The sequence below is a fragment of the Pseudomonas sp. DWP3-1-2 genome (assembly GCF_049896285.1).
Classification (GTDB): Bacteria; Pseudomonadota; Gammaproteobacteria; order Pseudomonadales; family Pseudomonadaceae; genus Aquipseudomonas.
The window spans coordinates 147,564-167,772 of record NZ_JAFCTZ010000005.1 but is presented as its reverse complement, the minus strand read 5'-3'; the positions used below and the strand labels follow the sequence as shown (position 1 = coordinate 167,772).

Below are 20,209 nucleotides of genomic sequence, written 5' to 3'. Positions count from 1 at the left end.
TCACTGGCATTGCAGATCGAAAGCGCCCTCGCTGACTTCAAAATCAATGGCCGACATGCCGAAACTGAACTGCCCCTTGATGCGCTGGCGTGAGGCATCGACTTCGATAAGGGTGAGCTGGCCGGTCTGCCAGTGGGCCGAGTGATAGATCACGCTTTGCCAGTGAGGATTTTCGTTATAGACCACCTTGATCTGATCGTTGGCGACGAGGTTGTGAGTACCGATGGGCAGATCCCTGTCGAAAAACAAACCAATGCTGGTTCGCTTCTGGCCAACCTTGCCTTCGGCGATGACCTTCCAGACCCAGTGGCTCGGTGCCTCGGCCAGTTCCGGACGAAGCGTCAACCGGGCAATCAGCGAGGTGACGTTCATGGGCTGCTGATTGACAACGGCCTGAAAGTTTCCCGCGCAAAGGGCAGGCGTTATGGATCCCTGGGTGGACGTTGCGGAGTCGCTCATGATCGTGCTCTTGAATAAGGGCAGTTAGCAGTTCACTAAAAGGGCGCCACACTTTTCAGATGACGCCCTGACGGTCAGTACATGTTCGAATGCCGAGTTCGAATTTTAGCGCCGCAAATCAGCGAAGTGCGATGCCAAGACTCGAGTTGTAATACGGCATGTGAATATTCTCACCTGTCACCAGATATTTGACCCAGTACCATTTCACCCCGATCAGGTTCTGCTTCGCCACCGTGCTCGACCAATAGAAACTGTCGCCCATCGGCCAGCGATTGCCGTAGGCCGCGTGGATTTGATTCAGTTCATCAATCGACGGAACCCTCGCCCCTTGAGCTGCCGCTCGGGCAGCCACCTGGGAAAAACTGCCCGTGCCCACACCCATGCAATGAGTCACGCCGGTCACTGAAACCGAGTAACTGTGTGTCTGGTCAGCGGCATCCGTTACCGAAATAACGGCGGTGCCATTGCCGCGCACCGAAGCCTGCCCGTCATCGCTCACCTGAGCCACCAGCGGGTCACTCGAGCTGTACACATAAGGCGGCTGCCCTCCGCTGGCGACGCGCTGCACCGTCGTACCCTCCGGGAATGCAGGGAGCAGCCCGGCATAGTGCGGCAGCAGGTAGATTTTTCCGGCCAGAGTGACGGGGGAGGTATCAAACTCCAGCGCCGAATTGACCGCCAGTTGCAGAGGGGCGGACACCAGCGTTGTGCCGGCGCGAGCCATGGCGTATGTGACGGTGGCGGGCTTGCCGACGTTGGCGTTGATCAGCGCTTTAGGCAGGTTGAACTGCAGTTGAGATGCACTGCCCACCGACTGCGGCGCGGTGTCATAGGGCGTGACTCCCCTCCAGTTGACGATGACGCTATCTGTCGCTTGCATGCCTTGATACGCCACCCGCACGGTAGCGCCCGACTCAGGAATTCGGGATGGCACGACAATACCGTCCGGTCCGACTTCATCCATGGCAGGTGCGGGAAGTTCGGTGAGACTGCCCACCACGTTCAGCGTCAGGGCGGGCGAGGACTGCACGATGCCGGAGGCGCGCTGTACGGTGTAGCTCACGACAAGGGTCTGGCCGACGTTGGCGGCAATCACCGCGCTGGCGAACACCAGCGACAATTCTTTACCGACATCACCTGCCTGAACGATCTTCTCCTTGCTGTCACTGGAATTCGTGCCCCTGACTTCAATCCGGACCCAATCATTGAGCTTGAGGTTCGCGCTGGCGGGTACGACCACCGTCGCCCCGTTTGCCGTGTCTGCCAGGTAAAGCGTGTCGCCTCTGGCTTCCTTCACCTGCGGCACCGGAAGCGGTGTCAGTACGGTTTCTTCCACCACAAACGCAAGCCTGGAAGAGCGAAAGGTCTGACCTGCACGCTCAACCTCGTACCAGACATTGACCTGAGCATTGAGGCTGGCGACGACAATGCTCTTGAGCACGCGGAACACCACTTCACGACCGACCGTGCCGCTGTTGAGCACGGTGTAAGTGCTGTAGACGCCCTCCGGCGCGCGGCCCTCCCAGTGCACGGTGACCTTGTCCCGAATTGCCATCCCGGTGTAAGGCTGGATACGCACTATGGCCTCCGGGCCAATATTTGCCGGATCCAGTACGCCGTCGGCGCTGACGCCATCCACGCGAGGCGAAGGAAGTGGCTGGCTGGTGTCAAGGCTGACCCTCAAGTCCAGCACCGGCGACTTGAAGAAGGCGCGGGCAAACGTGGTGATGGTGTAATAGACCTGCACCGTGCCGCCCGCCAGGGCGCTGACCTTGTCACGAGGAATCGGGTACTCCAGCGTTTTACCGACATCATCCCGACTGAGGGTGCGCAGTTCTTCGTAGTGCACATTGGCACCGCTGGCCGTCTTGCCGGCCCAGACCAGCGTCACATCGTTGCCATCCGCCATGAAGTAGTACGGCGGCACCTGTGCTGTGACATGCCGCGAAGCCGGGTCAAGCACGCCATCCTGTGCGGCCGGCACGCTGGGTGCTTGCAGCGACTGGACCTGGCCGATGATCGTCAGCGACAGGCTCTTGGAACGCTGCATGCCGCCCGAGGCTTTCTCCACCGTATATTTGAGACGTGCCCGGCCCTGAGTAATCGGCAGGAATTGCTCGAACGGCACAAAGAACTCCACGAAGCTCGAAGGGTTCTGCACCGTTTTCGTCATGACAAAGGGCTCCAGCGCCATGCCTTCCGCGGTATTGCGCTCCACCACCAGCGTAATTTCGTCACTGCCCGCCATCTGCGGATACGTCAGCACCAGAGCCTGAACCGGATTGCCAGCCAACCGATCCAGATCCAGCACCATATTCGGCGCCTGGGGAACCACCGGCGCAGACAGGCTGGAATGACCGGCTTCTACCTCTACAAACGTGGGAAGCGACCATCGCGACCAATTGTTCACGATATCCCGAATCTCGTACCGCACCTCCAGCATGTCCGAATCACCGGCCATTTCGATGATCGAACGGGGCACCTCCACGACAACGGGATGGCCCAACTGGTCAGCAGAGTCGATGATGTGGAGGATAAACTCGCCGTTCCAGGAAACGGTGATCTTGTCGCCGACTTCCATGTTCAGGTAGGGCATGACGATGGCTTTTACGCCGTCCGGACTTGTGATGATGCCGGCAGGAAAAATCGTAGGCTTCTGAAGCGTTTCGTTTTGGTAAGGGGTTTCCGGGTCGGGATCCACGCCCCCCGGAAGATTCAGTTTAATGGTAATGGGCAACCGTTCGGATTCATTGACGGTGCCTCCTATTGCACGTCGTACGGTGTACCAGGCATTGACGACTTTATTGGCAGTGAGGTCGACAGCGATGTATCGCTGCTCCACTGGCAGCAGTACGAACGAGCCTGTGCCTTCGGCAATATCCTCTTCATGCACCGTATAGCTGGCAATCGGATCATCCAGATCGTCCCAAAACAGTTGGATAAAGTCAGTGGCCATCATCCCCGTATAGGGGCCGACGCGCAGCAGGACCGGAATGGTCGGGTCCAGTGCATCCATATAACCAATGCCCGCCGGGTCATTGGTGTTGTGCAACTTGGGGGCTGCCAGTAGTCTTGTTTGTGGTGTGCTCATTATCTATCCCATGTTCAGTTATAAAAATTAATGGCTGCGGTGTCACGAGCTGACCGACGCCAGCTCGCGACGTTTATTGATTAATGTTTTTCGCAGCCTTCCCCAGGGGTCACCATATCAATGAGTACTTTCGCAGGTGCCGAAGTTGCCGGACCGCTAATACTGTCCACTTTGAAAGTGGCCTCGGCGCGGCCAACGCAAATCAAACGCAAGTTGGCATCGGGTACGGTGAACTCGTAATCCTGTGTAATCTGTTCTTCGGTCAGTGGTTCTGTAATGAATGTATAACTTGCTTCCGGAATTTGGGGGCCGGACACAAATCCACTCCAGCCCAGGAAGTTAAAGGTCAATACGTCGCCCGCTTTAATATTCAGGTACGGCGCGACGACCACCGAAGCACCGTCGGGGTTAAGAATAGCGCCGATCCCGTTCTGGTCCGTCAGCCTCAGGAACTGCGGCGCTTTCAGGCCGTCCTCACCCCCCGGCAGCTCGCCCAGGCGTCGCACTTGCACGCTTTGTTGCGGGGAGGTCAATGTGTTCGGGTTACCTGCGCGGGTTACGGCGTAATACACACGGATATCCTGCCCGGTGCCTTCTCCGATGATCAGCGCGTTAGGCACGGTCAGCAGTAAATCCAGGCCAGCGCTGATGTCCGACGCTTTGATGACATACGTAACGGGCGTGGCTTGATGACCCCAGAACAGCTTGACCTCGTCGCCCAGCATGTAGCCCGCTTTCCAGGGGATAAGCGCCGTGGCGGGCAGCAGGTAATCGTTTTCATCGATGACATTGTCGGTGCTGTCCGGATTGTCGCTGCCGCCACGGATAATCGGCGCTGCGGGCTCAACAGGCCCAGGCAGTTGCAGCAGAACGCTGACGGTCTTGACCTGGGAGCTGCCCAGCAAAGCGCCGCTTCGCTGCACCTCATAACGCACATCAACATTGCCATCCGGAGTGAGGGCGATGGTGCCGTAGGAGACGGGAACCGTGAAAATCGGGTTTTCGGTCTCGTCACCGGCTTCGACCGGAATCGGTGCCAGGCTGTTCGCGCCCCAGTAGAGGGTGACCAGGTCGCCAACCTGAACATCGCCGTAGTCGGGAATATCCACCTCGACAGTCATCCGGGCATCGGTTTCACTGATGACCCCGTCATCGGCCTGGTCGATGATCGGTGCGGGCAGGTCCAGTGCGGGTTCTTTCAGCGATAACTGGAACGACACCGGCTCGGATTGCACCGGGCCGTTGCCTGCGCGGTCCACCAGCGTGTAGTAAACGTCTTCATTGACGTCGCCCAATGACTCCAGAAAGGCACGGGTGAAAGGGATCATGATGCGCTGCGGAGCAGTCCCGCCCCCCGGAACTTCGTTGGTCTTCACGGTGTGTTGCGGCCCTTGGGTTTCTCCCCAGAAGGTCTGGATGACATCGCCCGCCTGAATACCGAAGTAAGCCACCACTTCCCCAAGCAATACGTCACCCATGGCCGTCAGTTCCGCGGAGCTCAGGCCGTCGTTGACCAGACGGGGGAAAATCAACGGCGCAATCAGCGAACCTGCGCCAGGCTGGACCCGATCCAGAATGACGGTGACGGCAGGTGATTCATTGGGCGTACCCCCTACGAATCGTCGCGATATGTACGACAGCTTGTGTTCACCGTCGGGCGCGGTGTTGAGCACATCAACGGGAATTTCCAGCGCCAGCGGCGTGCCCGGCGCCGGATTGCCTGGCAGCATGGCTTGCTCGCCAATCAACGTGTCATCCCATTTCAATTGGTAAAAGTCGTTATCAATGGCGTCATCCCAGACAGGGAAAGTGACGGGTACCGGATTGCTTTGCAGCGCAGTAGGCAGGAGCCCGCCTTCCAGCAGGCCGACCACAGTGGGTTCGACCAGCACGCGCGGACCGCTACGATGGCGACGTTTTACAACTTTCTTTGAATTACACATTAGAGCGGTTTCCTTTAAGTTTGCTAAAGACAATGAATACAGCTATCGATAAACTTGAGGTGTAAGCGTCCGCAACTTTGATTTTCAAAGTTGGGGGTGGGTTACAGGCTTTCGCCTATAACGTTTCAAGTTTTAAATGAGGTGGAAGTTTGAATTTCTACCCGCTTTTGACGTAATAGAAATTTCGAATATTTGTCAACACAAGGTGGTAGATACCTATCCTTTCGGATAGTTAAACGCCTGGCAACTCGCGGCAGGCGTGCGCATGTCCACGTAGGCATCGGCCTTTTGCGAGATCACGCGCCCGCTGGCATGGGTCACCTCATAGCGCGCTTCCGCCCGACCCAGATGAATCGCCTGCAGGGCAGCGGCGTCAACCCTGAAGCGGCAACCCTTGAGCATTGCGTCATCATCCACGGTCATGCTCTGGCTGAACGTCGCAGCCGTAATCGGAGCGCCTTCGGCCAACGCATCAAAACCCTTGAAGCTCAGGGTCACCTGATCGCCCACGTGCATCTCGCGGTAGGGCTTGACCTGCACCTGCGTGCCGTCCGGGCTGCCCGAGGGTTCAAGGGTGTTGCAGGCATTGACCTGCGTGAAAATCGGTGCTGGCAAGCCATACCCGCCGCCCGGTAGGTGGCAGGGTGAAATAAGCTGCACCCATTGCGAGGGCGAGTACGAGGTGTTGGGGTTGCCCGCATGGGTCACGGTGTAATGCACCGGCACCGGTTTACAGGCACCTTGCGCAATCACTCGTGAGTTGGGCACGGAGATCACCAGCGTTGTGGCCGCTTGCACATCGTTCTGATTGATCAACCGCACCACAGGCTCGTTTCCCGAACCCCAGAACAGGTTGATCTGGTCGCAGGCCTGGAACTGCTCGCGCCAGGCGATCAGTGCATCGGCGCTCAGCAGGTAATCGTCGGCGTCCAGCACATTGTCCTGGCGGTTGGGGTTGTCGCTCTTGCCCTTGATGATCGGAGCGGCCAGGGCCTCGGTGACCAGGGTCTGCGGCGAGTCATCCTGCGGGCCGGGGAGGGTCAGAAACACCCGCACGGTCAGCGTCGGCGAAGTGGCCAGCAGATTCCCGCCCCGATGCACTTCATACTGCACGACGATTGGGCCATCACCCACTGCGGCGAGGCTGGCATAAGCGACCGTGGCCGAGCACAGCACCGGCTGGCCTAAAACCGACTCCTCAAGCGTCTGCTCCGGCAAGCGCAGCGCTCCCCATAACACCGTAATGGCATCGCCCGCTTGTGCATGAGTAAAAGCTGGCACGTCGACCCGCACACCTTGACGCCCATCGGCGTTGTCGACCAGCCCGTCGGCGGCCTGAGGCACTCGCGGTGCGAGCAGGTCGGCGGGGTTGTTGTGCAGTTGCAGCACCAACAGCGCTGCTGACGACACCACCGACAGGTTGCCCGCCCGGTCGGTGACGGTATAGGTCACGGCCACCGGACCGTCGGCCAGGTTGTCGAGGAAGGTCCGGTCGAATGCCACCGGGATCATCGGTTGTTCAACTTCTTCGGCCAACACCCTATGCACCGGCCCCGGCTGGTCCCCCCAGTAGGTCCGAATAACATCGCCCCACTTGATATCGAAATAACTCGGCACACCGCCCACCAGTTGATTGCCCAGGCTCACCAGCTCGGCAGCACTCAGGCTGTCGTGAGCTTCGGTGGGGAAAACCATCGGCGCAAGAGCCTCGCCACCTGGGGGCGTGCGGTCGATGATGATGGGGATGGAGGGGGATTCGTTGGGCGTGCCGCCTACGAAGTGCCTTGAAAAGTAGCTCAGTTGGTACGTGCCGTCGGCGGATTCAGCTAGCACATCAGAAGGGATATCCAGCGTCAGTGGGGAACCGGGGACTGGATTCACGGGCATTATTGCTTTTTTGCCTATAAAGGATTCGCCCCATTTCAGTTGGTAAAAATCATTTTCTACCGCGTCAGCCCATGTGGAAAAACTAACGGTAATGGAGCGTTGGGTATCTTTCGCTTGTAGCAGGCCGTCAATAGGGTCGGCGAGCTTGACTGTCGGGGGAGCCAAGCCAGGCCCTTTCTTAGGCTTTGCCGTTAAGCTGTTTTGGTCGTGAGGGTTGTTCATGGTTTTTCCTCTTGTCCTTTTACGTCTGACTTTCAAAGTTTACGTAGATGCGTTTTCCCGATGTTGGGGTGCTGCATAGTTAGTGCGTGCTACCTATAGCTGAACCAATAGAGAGTTGGCGCGGCTGTCAACCCGTATATGGATATTTTTTGGCTGAATTTAAAACTTGGCTACCCTTAAAAACCGTTCCTACACCCTGGTATGCCAGTGTTTTCAGAAGTGTCCTACAAGTATTGGGGCGGGTTCTGCCTGCAGGTTGTGAGTAGATTGCCGAGTATCCGTCCTTCCTGTCATTTGGAGAAAAAGGATGTCTTATCAGGCTAAAGACCTATGGGTGATAAAAGGTGTTTTTCGTAATGCGGTGGGCATTTCTTTTGGCGTGATGTGCAGTTCCACCCTGAGTGCTGAGACTCTCAGTCTTGGTGATTTGCCGAGAGAAGAGGGCCGGGCAGTGATTGACGGGGTTACCTTTAATGTGGATGAAAATACCCCTCTTGATAAATATGATGTGAGACATGGAGGTGTGCTGAATATCAACAATGGTCAGGTGAATAGCGTTCTTGCTACTGTATCATCGGTCAATGTTAGCTCAGGGACTGTTTATGGGAGGGTCTCTCTTATGTCAAGCACGCTGCAAGCTCAGCATCTGCATGTTGAGACTTTTTCTGAGCAAGGGTTGGTTGTCAATAGATATTCGTCATCTGATGTTGCATCTTCAGCAACTCTATTGAATAGCACCGTCATTGGTACAGTCGGAGCATCTGTCGGATGGAATGGTGTGCTGGAACTCAATGAATCCAAAGTGGAAGGTGTTGGTCAATATGGCTCTGGGTCATACGGTTCTGGGGCCGGTGTGGCACTGGCCGGGGCAGCTGTTTATGCTCGGGATAAAAGCTCGATAGTAGGTGCTGTGAACGGAATGTTTATTGCGGCAGAACTAGGGTTGCCTGGAGAGGATGATAGTTCGTTAGAGCCAAGTTACGTGGTAATAGATAACTCCTCGGTAGATGGCGTCAATGGAGCAGCTATCAAAGCTATCAACACGTTTACGACCCCGGCCATCGCCAACATCACCCTCCAAAACAACTCAACCCTCCATGGCGGCAACGGCAACCTTTTGGAAGTCATCGGCGGCAGCACCGCCAACTTCAGCGTCGACGACAGCCGCCTCACCGGTAACCTCGTCTCCGATGACACCAGCACGCTAAACGTCATCCTGCAAAACCAGGCTCAGCTCACCGGCGATATCGTCAACAGCAACACGCTGGCGATCAAATCCGGCGCGAGCTGGAATATGGTCGGCGATGGCAGCGCCCGGTCTTTGTCCATGGATGGCGGGCGGGTGAGTTTTGGGGAGGGGGCTTTCAAGACGCTGACCCTTGGTGAGTTGTCCGGCAGCGGCGTGTTCGACATGCGCATCAACCTGGATAATCACGCCGGGGATTTGCTCAAGGTGACCGGTCTGGCCAGCGGCATTCACACGCTGAAGGTGCAGAATACCGGGGTCGAGTCGGTCACGCCGGAGGTCGAGCCGTTGTTGGTGGTGGACACCGAAGGGGGCGAGGCGCAGTTCGGGTTGCTGGGTGGCAAGGCGGACTTGGGGGTGTACTCCTATGAGCTGGAGCAGCGCGGCGATGACTGGTTTATTGTCGGTTCCGGCAAAACCATCAGCCCGTCAACCCAAAGTGTGCTGGCGCTGTTCAACGCTGCGCCGAACATCTGGAACAGCGAGCTCACCACCTTGCGCAGTCGCATGGGGGAAGTACGCGGCAAGCCGCTGGGCGGCGCATGGATGCGCAGCTATGGCAGCCGTTTCAATGCGTCGACCGGTGACGGGGTGGACTATCAGCAGAAGCAAAGCGGATTTGCCCTGGGGGTCGATGCGCCGCTGGAAGTTGCCACCGGGGAACTGTCTTTGGGGGTGATGGCCGGTTACAGCAAAAACGACCTGAACCTGAGCCGTGGCACTACGGGCAATGTCGACAGTTACTATGTCGGCGGTTACGGCACCTGGCTGCTGGACGATGGCTACTACGTCGATGGCGTGCTCAAACTCAACCGTTTCCGCAACGCGTCGAAGGTGGCCATGAGCGATGGCACCAAGGCCAAGGGCGATTACGAAAGCACCGGTATCGGCGGTTCGCTGGAACTGGGTCGGCATATCACCTTCGACGAGGGGTATTTCCTTGAACCTTATGCGCAGCTGTCCAGCGTTTGGGTGCAAGGCGACAGCTATCGTCTGGACAACGGCATGCAGGCCAACAACGACCGCACCCAATCGGTACTGGGCAAGGTCGGTACGTCCGCAGGTCGCAGCATTGCCCTCAAGGATGGCGGCGTGTTGAAACCTTACCTGCGCGTGGCCCTGGCTCAGGAGTTCTCCCGCAGCAACGACGTCAAGGTCAATGACAAGCGCTTCGACAACGACCTGTTCGGCTCAAGGGCCGAGTTGGGGGCGGGTATTTCGGTGTCGCTGTCCGAGCGCCTGCAGTTGCATGCCGACTTTGATTACATGAAAGGCAAACACGTTGAGCAACCGTGGGGGGCCAACATTGGGTTGAAGCTGGCGTTTTAAGCGTCGTCCCACCGTGACCCCAAGACCCCCGGCGCGCAAGCACCGGGGGTTTTGTTTTAGAAGCGGTTGTGGTCAGGTTTTTTGGAGAACTTGCGGGTCATACTGCGCTTGCGTTCGCGTTGCCTGGGAGTCACCGGCGTGTGGCGGTTGACGGTGACCATCAACACGGGGGAGGTGCCGATCAGGTACTGGTCCCGATAGATCTCGTAGTAGACGTCCACCAGCCCGTATTGGACGTACTCAATGAAGTTGTAGGTGATACACAGGACGCGCACGGTGGTGTTGGCAGTGGCCGCGCTGATAAGCAAAGGCGTTGTTGAACTGTTCATGCCCCAATAAAACACCAGTTCGTCGCCGGATGACATTAACGCGGATCCGGGAATATGAACGCAGACACCGGCATGCGCCTGTTCATAACTGATCGCGTCGGGATTTACATGAGGCAAAAAAGGAGCCTTTAACGTATCGGAAATATCCGGTAACACGGCTGCGGTTTGCGGGTCTTGCGCGGGAGTAGCGTTTTTTTCTTCTGGAAGGCTGTTGGCAGGGGGGGTATCGGAGAACTTATCGTTCATCGGGTCTTCCTGTTCTTATAAAGTGAGCAGTGTTTGTATGCGTGTCGTAAGTGTCGGTAAGAACCACTAATGGCGCGCGCATTACAGGATGTTGATGCTGGATCGTCAAGTCGCGGGTTTTCGCAGGTTTTCGCTGTTTCGCGATGTTCAAGGGTTTACTCAAAATAGACAAAATGTCAGAAGTTTTCCCCGGCGTGTAGGACGTACTTCACGTATTTTCGGGGTTTGCGCTGCTTGTCAGGCCTTGGTCCTAGGAGTTAGGCAAAACGTATGTAGGCTATTGACTACAATTGTTGCCTGGAAAGCGCTAATCAATAGGGCGAAATTCCAGGTTTTTTCTGGCCTAGGAAATTTCACTCAATAATCTCTTATTCATCCCACACTCAAGTGCGTGCAGGATGAATAGGGCTTGGTGCAAACGGATGGTTAGTTTGGTTTGAATCTGAGGGTCAATTCAACGGGCTCGGCCAGAATAGAGCGGTTGCCTGCTCGGTCAGTGACAGGGTAAGTGATGGTCACGTTGTCGCTTTCCAGGCTATTGAGGAAATCATGAGTGAACGTTATCTGCATGGGTGTCGTTGTCAGATGGACGCTTTCAACCTGACAGTTTGGCCCAAGAGCGTTGTTGCAGAAGCTTTGGACAACGTCGCCCGTCCAAAGGGTCTGCAGCCGGTACGAAAGGTGCAGAAAAGTCGAAGCGTGGTTAAGCGTGTTCATTATTTTCTCCAGATGCTCGGCTGTGCAGAAACAGCTGCGCGATTAAGTCTGGTGTGAGGTTGAGCGCGCTGCTATTGGTCAATAGTCACTTGCTCAACCTGAAACCCAACTAATCGCACTCCCACACCCCCGTCAACACCCATTCCTCAACAAAACACACTAACTAATTACTTTCAGAACTGACCTACGGCCAACTTCCATGGCGGTGTAGTCCACCGAGTATCCCCAATAAAAAACCCCAGAAAACCGAAGTTTAATGGGGTTGTTTCGCCTCGGTTGAGTGCTACCGGTTAAACCGCTCCACCAACGAATACTGGGAGTGAGCTGTATTGGTCAGTTCGCCACTCAGGGTGGCCGAGCGTTGGGCTTCTTCGGCGGTCTGGTCGGCCAGGTGGGAGATGGTGGCGATGTTGCGGCTGATCTCTTCGGCCACTGAGCTTTGCTCTTCAGTGGCGGCCGCGATTTGTGTGGTCATGTCGGTGATGTTGGCCACCGCTTCGCTGATACCGATCAATGCCTGGTCGGCTTCGAGCACTTTGGCGACACCGTCTTCGGCCTGGCGATGGCCCGCGTTCATGGTTTGCACGGCGGCGTTGGCGGTTTGTTGCAGCTTGGCGATCAGGCCGTGGATCTGCCCCGTGGATTCGGTGGTGCGCTGCGCCAGTTGACGAACTTCATCGGCAACTACCGCAAAGCCACGGCCCATTTCGCCCGCTCGGGCCGCTTCGATGGCGGCGTTCAGCGCCAGCAGATTGGTCTGATCGGCGATGCCTTTGATGACATCGACGACGCCACCGATTTCATCGCTGTCTTTGGCCAGTTGCGTCACCGTCGTGCCGGTTGCCCCGACGGCAGCGGAAAGGCGCTGGATGGCTTCACGGGTTTCCCCGGCGATGTCACGGCCGCGACGCGTCAGCAGGTTGGCCTGCTGAGTGGCGTCAGCCGTGCGTTGTACATGGCTGGCGACTTCCTGAGTCGTGGCCGCCATTTCGTTGATGGCAGTGGCCACCTGTTCGGTTTCCACGCGCTGACGTTCCAGGCCCGTAGAGCTGGCGTGGGCCAGGGTGTTGGACTGGCGGGCCTGACCATTGAGTTGCTCGGCGGTGTCCTGCAGGCGGGTCAGGCAGGTTTTCATCCGCGCTTCCTGACTGAGGATCGACATCTCCAGACGCGCCTGTGGGCCACGGCTGTCGGTGTACATCTGCGCGATCAGCGGGTCGGATGTGGTTTGCTCTGCCAGGCGCAGCAAGCGCTTGATGCCCCGTTGTTGCCAGGTCAGACCCAGCAGGCCCAAGGGCACCGAGAGCACAGCAGCCAGCGCAAAACCCCAGTGGGAATTCAGCCAGACGCCGATCAGGAAGCTTAGTTGGCTGACCATGATGAAGGGCAGCCAGTCTTGCAGCACGGGCAACCACTTGTCACGACGGGGAATGGCCGACTTGCCGTTATTGATGCGCGCGTAAAGCGACTCGGCACGTTGAACCTGCTCGGCGGTGGGTTTGACTCGAACGGATTCGTAACCGATTACCTGCTGGTTTTCAAACATGGGGGTTACGTAGGCGTTGACCCAGTAATGATCACCGTTCTTGCTGCGGTTCTTGACGATACCCATCCATGGCTGGCCGCTTTTGAGCGTCGTCCACATGTGCTCGAAAACAGCCGCCGGTACGTCAGGGTGGCGCACGGTATTGTGGGGCGCCCTGAGCAGTTCCTCCCGGGAGAAGCCGCTGATTTCAACGAAGGCGTCGTTGCAATAAGTGATGACGCCTTTGGCGTCAGTGGTGGAGATCAATCGCTGATTGGCCGGAAAAGTCCGTTCGCGTTGAGTGATGGGCTGGTTATTACGCATGAGCTTCGGTCCGCTAGGCTTTCGCATACTATCGGCACCAATACCGATAGGTTGAGTTGATTAGCGAAATGTCCGACGAATGATGCTGACTATCGAAGGCCTCATCGATCAAACATCGGGTAGGTGAAAAGCCCGAAATGCACCAGATTGACGCCAAAATGGGTAGCGACGGCGGCTGGCAGCCCCCCGAACCTGTAGGCCAGGCCGTATCCGACACCCGCCAGGCCCGCGAGCAGGCCCCATTGCCAGCCGCTGCCCACGTGCGCCAACGCAAAAAGCACCGCTGCGCAGCCGAGCGCCAGCGTTGCCCCGTAGCGCAGGGGTTTGAACAGATGCTGCAAGCCGCCCTGAATATAAACGCGAAACAGCAGCTCTTCGGTCAGGGTCACCAACAGCAGATTGTTTGCCAGCCAGAGCGGGCTTTGTGCCGGCCAGCTAGGGTCCCAACCGATGAGCCCCATGGCGACGGCTGCGCTGATACAGACGAACGCGGTGCCAGGCAGTGTCAGGGCTACGGTTTTAAGGGTTTGTCCGGGAGCAACGTCTCGAAAGAGCCACGGGCAAGCCAGCAGGATCCAGAAACCGATCAACGGTTTATCCAGATTCAGGTACATGGAGAAGGGCGCAGACTGAGGCGTCAGTCGTTGCGCGGCGATGATCCGCTCACTGAAAAACCCCGGTAGCCAGTGGCTGGCCAGTCCCACGGCCAGCGCGATGAACAGGCAGTGGCCGAATCCGGTCACGGCTCGGTGTTGAAATTGCGTGACGCAAATCCCGGCCATGACCAGCAGCGCAACGGTGACAACCACGGGGAGGGTGAGGTAGCCGTAGGTGACAGCGAGGCAATAACCAAGGGCCAGCAGCGTCAGGCTGGTCCAGCGAGTGGCAGACATGTGGGGTTCCTGGAATTCCGGCTGCAGTGACTTGAGGCAAATGCCAACACCAAGCTTCCCGACAGGAAGGAAAAAACTCCAGTTATTTGTGCGCTTTAGCTGAAAGAAGAAGCTGTCAGAAAATTCCCGGGCATTTCAGTCGCCCACAGAAAAGGCCGCTTGCAGCAAGCGGCCGTGTTGGGTGTGGGCCGGGTTACTTCTTGATGGTCGGAACCTGGCGAGGTGCCATGAAGTACATCCAGATCAGGGCAATGAAATACATGGCCGGGATCATGGTGAACAGCACGTTGTAATTGTTGTGGGTCGCGGTCAGCACGGCCCCCACAATCTGCGTCATGAACATCCCGCCAATCGCTGCGCACATGCCGCCAAAGCCAAACACTGTGCTGATCAGATGCTTGGGCGTGTAGTCCATTACCAGGCTCCAGATGTTAGCCGTCCAGGCCTGATGCGCACCCACTGCCAAAGCGATGGCCAGCACCGCCACCCAGAGACCGCTGGCATTGGCCGCAAAGATGACGCTGACGATGGTAATCGCGAAGATCAGCATGGAAAGCAGGCGGGCGGTGATGGGGCGCATGCCGCGTCCGATCAACCAGGACGACAGGATGCCGCCGCCAATGCTGCCAAAGTCGGCCGTCAGCCAGATAAGGATCAGCGGAATCCCCATCTGTGTGACGCTGATCCCCAGATTGTATTGCTGGTTGAGAAACGGCGGCAGCCAGTACAGGTAAAACCAGAACACGGGAGCAGTCAGTGAGTACGCCAGGGCGAAGGCCCAGGTGCCGCGCATTTTCAGGATATGGGAGAACGGCACCTTGACGGGTTCAGGCTCAACCCCCTGGTTGATGTAGTCCAGCTCACGCTGGCTGACCGTTGGGTGTTCCTCTGGATTGTAGTATTTCAAGCGCCAGGTCACGACCCAGACCAGACCGAGCAAGCCCATGCACAAAAACGCAGCCTGCCAGCCCCAAACGGTCAGGATCACCGGCAGCAGCGCGGGGGTCACCATGGCGCCTACATTAGTGCCGGCGTTGAAAATGCCCGTGGCAATGGCGCGCTCACCGGCCGGGAACCACAGCCGTGTGGTCTTCACGCAGGCCGGATAATTGGCCGCTTCGGTCAGGCCGAGAATGAAACGACACACCATGAAGCCGACTGCCGATGTGGCCAGACCATGGGCGCCAGTGGCGACGCTCCAGAGCAAGACCGCGAGGAAAAACGCCCGCTTGACGCCGACTTTGTCGATGAACCGGCCTTGCAGCAGGAAACCCGCGGCATAGCCAACCTGAAACCAGAAGTTGATGTTGGCGTAGTCCATCGCCGTCCAGCCCATTTCCTTGGCCAATACAGGCTGCATGACCCCCAGTGCGGCGCGGTCGATGTAGTTGAGCGTGGTCGCGAAGAACACCAGCGCAAGCATGCCCCAGCGGGTTTTGCCTACCGCCATGGCTCCGCGGATTTTCTCGCCGATGCCAGCGTGGGGGTGGACGGTCTTGGCCGCTGGTGTTGAAGAATGTGTAGAAAGCATGGTCTAGCCATCCGTTCGAGGACCGTGGCCTGAGCGACGATCGAACTGAAAAGGCGACTCGAATCACGGTCGTTAACGGGCCGTGGGCGATCCTTGCGGCGTCAATTGCGCAAGGGCCACTCTTCGAGGGCGCTGGATTTTAATCAGGCGTGGAGCGCTGCGATACCCGTAAGGCGGGTAATGGACAATCGTTCGGCTGATTGGGTCGACGAGGCAAGTGATCGGGTGAAGGGAGGCAAGGGCTTTTGTGCTGAGCGTTCATGGCGATTGACCGTCTTATTGAAATTGTTATGGCGTGTTTGAACCAAGCGTGTCAACGCAGCTTCAAGGGCTGCATACATTGGCGATGACGACGTCAGGGATGACCGGGTCCGACAATGTGAAGCTGATCTTGAGGATCCCTGCGCGCACCGTCAATTGGCTGAAAGGGGTTTTGGGCGATTATCGAACGTAAAACTAACCGGTTCGTACATTTAATTTGCGATAGGCCTTTTCCGGGCGAATAATCCGTTCACTTGCAGTGTCAGCCGCCGTCGCCGGCCGCGTCTGAGCGCCAGGCACTGAAGCATCAACACGCGATCCGCAGAGGTCGCGATCTCAAAGGAGTGCATGCATGCAACGTTCGATTGCCACCGTTTCCTTGAGCGGGACCCTGCCGGAAAAACTCGAAGCCATCGCCGCAGCCGGTTTCGATGGCGTGGAAATTTTCGAAAACGACCTGTTGTATTACGACGGGAGCCCGCGCCATGTGCGGCAGCTGTGTGCCGACCTGGGCATCGCCATCACGCTGTTCCAGCCGTTTCGAGACTTCGAAGGCTGTCGCCGGGAACGCCTGCAACGCAACCTCGATCGCGCCGAGCGCAAGTTCGATCTGATGCAGGAACTGGGCACCGATCTGGTGCTGGTGTGCAGCAATGCCGCCGCTGACTCCCTGGGCGACGAGAACATTCTGCGTGACGACCTGAGTCTGCTGGCCGAACGTGCCGGTGCTCGCCAGTTGCGGGTGGGCTATGAAGCGCTGGCCTGGGGGCGTCATGTGAACACCTGGCAGCAGGTGTGGAATCTGGTGCGCCAGGTTGATCATCCGGCATTGGGTGTATTGCTGGACAGCTTCCATACCTTGTCACTCAAGGGCGATCCGAGCGCCATCGCACACATCCCCGGCGACAAGATATTTTTCGTGCAGATGGCCGACGCGCCATTGCTGGCCATGGATGTTCTGGAATGGAGCCGGCATTTCCGTTGTTTTCCGGGCCAGGGCGAATTCGACCTGCCGGGGTTTCTAGCACCCATTCTGCAAAGCGGTTACACGGGGCCGCTGTCCCTGGAAATTTTCAACGACGGCTTTCGCGCCGCACCGCCTCGGGCCAACGCCGCCGATGGCCTGCGCTCGTTGTTGTACCTGGAAGAAAAAACCCGGCTATTGCTTGAGCAGCAGCACGCGCCCGTGCCGCAAGACTTGCTGTTCAGTCCGCCGCCGGCCAGTGCCTACAATGGCGTCGAGTTCCTGGAGTTCGCCGTGGACGATGCCCAGGGGGCAAAGCTGTCCGGCTGGCTGGAAAACCTCGGCTTTGTCCAATTGGGCCAGCACCGCTCCAAAGCGGTCAGCCTGCTGGGGCAGGGGGACATCAAGATCGTGTTGAACGCCGAGCCTTATTCCTTCGCCCACAGCTTCTTCGAGGCCCACGGTCCTTCGTTATGCGCCACGGCGTTGCGGGTGGATAACGGTGCCGCTGCGCTGGAGCGTGCCAGGGTTTACAAAGGTCAGCCCTATCGCGGCCTGGTGGGTCCCAATGAGCGGGAAATTCCCGCTGTCCGTGCACCGGATGGCAGCCTGATCTACCTCGTCGAGCCGGCTAAACCAGGCCAGTCGATCTACGACAGTGATTTCATCATCAACCCCGACGCCGGACAGGGCGGTGGTTTGCAACGCATCGACCACATGGCCATGGCCCTGCCTGCCGATAGTCTGGACAGTTGGGTACTGTTCTATAAAACCGTGCTGGATTTCGAGGCTGACGACGAGGTGGTGCTCCCCGATCCCTACGGGTTGGTGAAAAGCCGGGCATTGCGCAGCCGTTGCAGCACGGTGCGGCTGCCGCTGAATATCTCTGAGAACCGCAACACGGCGATCTCCCACGCGCTGTCCAGCTATCGCGGCTCCGGTGTGCATCACATCGCCTTCGACTGCGAGGACATCTTCGCGCAGGTCAGCAGGGCGAAGGAGGCGGGTGTGCAACTGCTGGATATCCCGCTCAATTACTACGACGATCTCGCGGCGCGCTTCGATTTCGACGATGAATTTCTCAGCGAACTGGCTTACTACAACGTGCTTTATGACCGTGATGCCCAAGGGGGCGAGCTGTTCCACGTGTACACCGAGCCGTTTGATGATCGGTTTTTCTTCGAAATTCTGCAGCGCAAGAATGGCTACGTCGGTTACGGCGCCGCCAACGTGGCGGTGCGGCTGGCAGCGATGGCCAAGGCACGCAGCGGCATGGCGCGCCAGGCCAGGCTTTGATTCAGTGGCTGCGCCACAGAGAGATCTTTGGCGCAGTCATCTGCATAATGCGAGCGGCCAATTCGTTTATCCGGACCGTGAATCAACCATGAAAACCATAAAAGACAGCCTCGTCGGGGGGCCCTTGCCAGTGCCCGTCAAAGGCCGCAAGAACAACCCGGAAAAGACCCGAGACAACATCCTGCAGGCCGCCATTACCGAGTTTGTCGCCCAGGGGCTGTCCGGTGCGCGAGTGGATGCCATCGCTGAGCGTACGCAGACCTCGAAGCGCATGATCTATTACTACTTCAACAGCAAAGAGCAGCTTTACGCCGAAGTGCTGGAGAGGCTCTACGGTGACATTCGTCGTACCGAAAGCGGGCTGAACCTGGACGCCCTGGAGCCCATGGAGGCCATCCGGCGGCTGGTGGCGTTCACCTTTGATCATCACGACCGGAACGTCGATTTCGTGCGCATCGTCTGCATCGAAAACATCCATAACGGCGAAAACGTCAAGCAGTCACCCACGATCCGCGCCTTGAGCCAGAACATCGTCGAAACCCTCGACAAACTGCTGCGCCGTGGCGAAATCGAGGGCGTCTTTCGGCACGGGGTAGACGCCATTGATCTGCACTTGATGATCAGCTCGTTCTGTTTCTACCGGATTTCCAATCGCCACACCTTTTCGGAAATCTTCCAGATCGAGCTGGTGGATGAAGCGGTCAAGCAGCGTCACAAGGAAATGATTTGTGATTCAGTGACGCGCTACCTGCGACCTTGAAGGTCAGTCATTCATGCTGTGAAAGTGCGCCTGCATGCGCTCGCCATCGGCGGGCTGGCCGCTGAACAGCTCGAAGGCCTTGACCGCCTGATAGACCGCCATGGTGCCGCCATCCAGGGTCCGGCAACCCAGCGCCCGAGCGTGCTGGAGCAGTTCGGTTTCCAGCGGGAAGTAGATGATTTCAGCCACCCACAGCGCAGTGTGCAGCAGTTGGGGCGGCAGTGGGGTGCCGGGTAACTTGCTCATGCCCACGGGAGTGGTGTTAACCAGGCCGTCAGCCTTGGCCATGGCACTGGGCAAATCCCGCCCGACCACCGCCCGCGAAGCCCCGAAGTGAGCATTGAGGTTGTCCACCAGGCTTTGCGCCCGCCCCGGGTCCACTTCGAAAATACTCAGTTGCTCAACGCCTTCGATCAGCAGGGCATGGGCCACCGCCGCCCCTGCGCCTCCCGCACCCAGTTGCACCACCCGCTGGCGCGGCACGTCCGGCAAACCGCGACGAAAGCCTTCAGCGAACCCCAGGCAATCAGTGTTGTGGCCGATCCGCTTGCCGTCCTTGAACACCACGGTGTTGACTGCGCCGATGCCCCGAGCTTCGTCAGACAACTCGTCGAGCAGGGGGATCACCGCTTGTTTGCACGGGAAGGTAATGTTCAATCCGGTGAAGCTCATGCGCTGCGCCGCCTGCACCAAATCCGGCAGGGCGTTGATATCGAGCTTGAGCGCGTCCAGGTCAATCAGCCGGTAGAGATAGCGCATGCCTTGGGCATCGCCTTCCTGTTCGTGCAGCGCCGGGGTGCGGGACGCCTGTATGCTAGCGCCAATCAGCCCTGCAAGGATCGAAGGGGTTTTGAATGAGGTCATGCGATGGGCTCTCGACTCTTGTTATGAGTGCGTTCGGTCTGGGCGAACGCCGTTTTCACAAAATGTACCAGATGGTTAGTTTTGCGAAAGAGCCTACAGCAAAGGAGGGCGATAATCCGTTCGGTTATCGCCCTTGGCTCATGGGGCAGATCGAATGACTGTCGGAGCCAACTGGTTGGCGAGACATCGGTACTGGTTATGAACTGCACCCCCAAAGTTGGACACCTACCAGACTTTTGGGGGGGCAGTTCGTAACCGTGGGACCGGCTTTAGCCGGGAAGAAGCCAGTAAGCTCGATGCACAAGCCCGGTCAGACATGCCG

13 protein-coding genes are annotated in these 20,209 nt (G+C 57.9%); 4 read left to right on the top strand and 9 right to left on the bottom strand.

The window, feature by feature from the left end:
* The 4 genes from ACP7B0_RS14165 to ACP7B0_RS14150 form a co-directional block, all read right to left on the bottom strand.
* The gene (locus ACP7B0_RS14165) at nt 1-459 is read right to left on the bottom strand and encodes a hypothetical protein (protein WP_426142031.1); all 459 of its coding nucleotides are present in this window, start codon (nt 457-459) and stop codon (nt 1-3) included.
* A 118-nt stretch (nt 460-577) separates the two neighbouring features.
* Entirely contained in the window at nt 578-3,550 is a 2,973-nt protein-coding gene (locus tag ACP7B0_RS14160) for a hypothetical protein (protein WP_426142030.1), read from the bottom strand.
* An 80-nt stretch (nt 3,551-3,630) separates the two neighbouring features.
* Nucleotides 3,631-5,493 (bottom strand): addiction module component, encoded by a 1,863-nt coding sequence (locus ACP7B0_RS14155; RefSeq protein ID WP_426142029.1) that lies wholly within the window; start codon nt 5,491-5,493, stop codon nt 3,631-3,633.
* Between the two features lie 216 nt (nt 5,494-5,709).
* Nucleotides 5,710-7,374, bottom strand: coding sequence for a hypothetical protein (locus ACP7B0_RS14150; RefSeq protein WP_426142028.1), 1,665 nt, complete (start codon nt 7,372-7,374; stop codon nt 5,710-5,712).
* A gap of 1,210 nt (nt 7,375-8,584) precedes the next feature.
* On the opposite strand from ACP7B0_RS14150, the gene ACP7B0_RS14145 reads away from it, so the two are divergent.
* Nucleotides 8,585-10,177, top strand: coding sequence for an autotransporter outer membrane beta-barrel domain-containing protein (locus ACP7B0_RS14145; protein ID WP_426142027.1), 1,593 nt, complete (start codon nt 8,585-8,587; stop codon nt 10,175-10,177).
* A 56-nt stretch (nt 10,178-10,233) separates the two neighbouring features.
* Here ACP7B0_RS14145 and ACP7B0_RS14140 read toward each other — a convergent pair whose 3' ends face one another.
* Complete coding sequence (locus ACP7B0_RS14140; protein ID WP_426142026.1) at nt 10,234-10,752, bottom strand: hypothetical protein; 519 nt, start codon at nt 10,750-10,752, stop codon at nt 10,234-10,236.
* 549 nt (nt 10,753-11,301) lie between these two features.
* Between ACP7B0_RS14140 and ACP7B0_RS14135 the strand changes: the two genes are divergently transcribed.
* A complete protein-coding gene (locus ACP7B0_RS14135) occupies nt 11,302-11,526 on the top strand; it encodes a hypothetical protein (RefSeq protein ID WP_426142025.1) in 225 nt (74 codons plus the stop codon).
* Between the two features lie 226 nt (nt 11,527-11,752).
* Here the strand turns inward: ACP7B0_RS14135 and ACP7B0_RS14130 are convergent, their stop codons facing one another.
* From ACP7B0_RS14130 to ACP7B0_RS14120, 3 genes are all read right to left on the bottom strand, one after another.
* Nucleotides 11,753-13,318, bottom strand: coding sequence for a methyl-accepting chemotaxis protein (locus ACP7B0_RS14130; protein ID WP_426142024.1), 1,566 nt, complete (start codon nt 13,316-13,318; stop codon nt 11,753-11,755).
* A gap of 101 nt (nt 13,319-13,419) precedes the next feature.
* Entirely contained in the window at nt 13,420-14,211 is a 792-nt protein-coding gene (locus ACP7B0_RS14125; RefSeq protein ID WP_426142023.1) for a CPBP family intramembrane glutamic endopeptidase, read from the bottom strand.
* A 193-nt stretch (nt 14,212-14,404) separates the two neighbouring features.
* Nucleotides 14,405-15,742 (bottom strand): MFS transporter, encoded by a 1,338-nt coding sequence (locus tag ACP7B0_RS14120; RefSeq protein ID WP_426142022.1) that lies wholly within the window; start codon nt 15,740-15,742, stop codon nt 14,405-14,407.
* Between the two features lie 613 nt (nt 15,743-16,355).
* On the opposite strand from ACP7B0_RS14120, the gene quiC reads away from it, so the two are divergent.
* Together quiC and ACP7B0_RS14110 are read left to right on the top strand one after the other, a co-directional pair.
* Complete coding sequence (gene quiC / locus ACP7B0_RS14115) at nt 16,356-18,263, top strand: 3-dehydroshikimate dehydratase QuiC (RefSeq protein WP_426142021.1); 1,908 nt, start codon at nt 16,356-16,358, stop codon at nt 18,261-18,263.
* 88 nt (nt 18,264-18,351) lie between these two features.
* A complete protein-coding gene (locus ACP7B0_RS14110) occupies nt 18,352-19,023 on the top strand; it encodes a TetR/AcrR family transcriptional regulator (RefSeq protein ID WP_426142020.1) in 672 nt (223 codons plus the stop codon).
* Nucleotides 19,024-19,026: 3 nt separating this feature from the next.
* Here ACP7B0_RS14110 and ACP7B0_RS14105 read toward each other — a convergent pair whose 3' ends face one another.
* Complete coding sequence (locus ACP7B0_RS14105; protein ID WP_426142019.1) at nt 19,027-19,887, bottom strand: shikimate dehydrogenase; 861 nt, start codon at nt 19,885-19,887, stop codon at nt 19,027-19,029.
* Nucleotides 19,888-20,209: the final 322 nt, after the last annotated feature.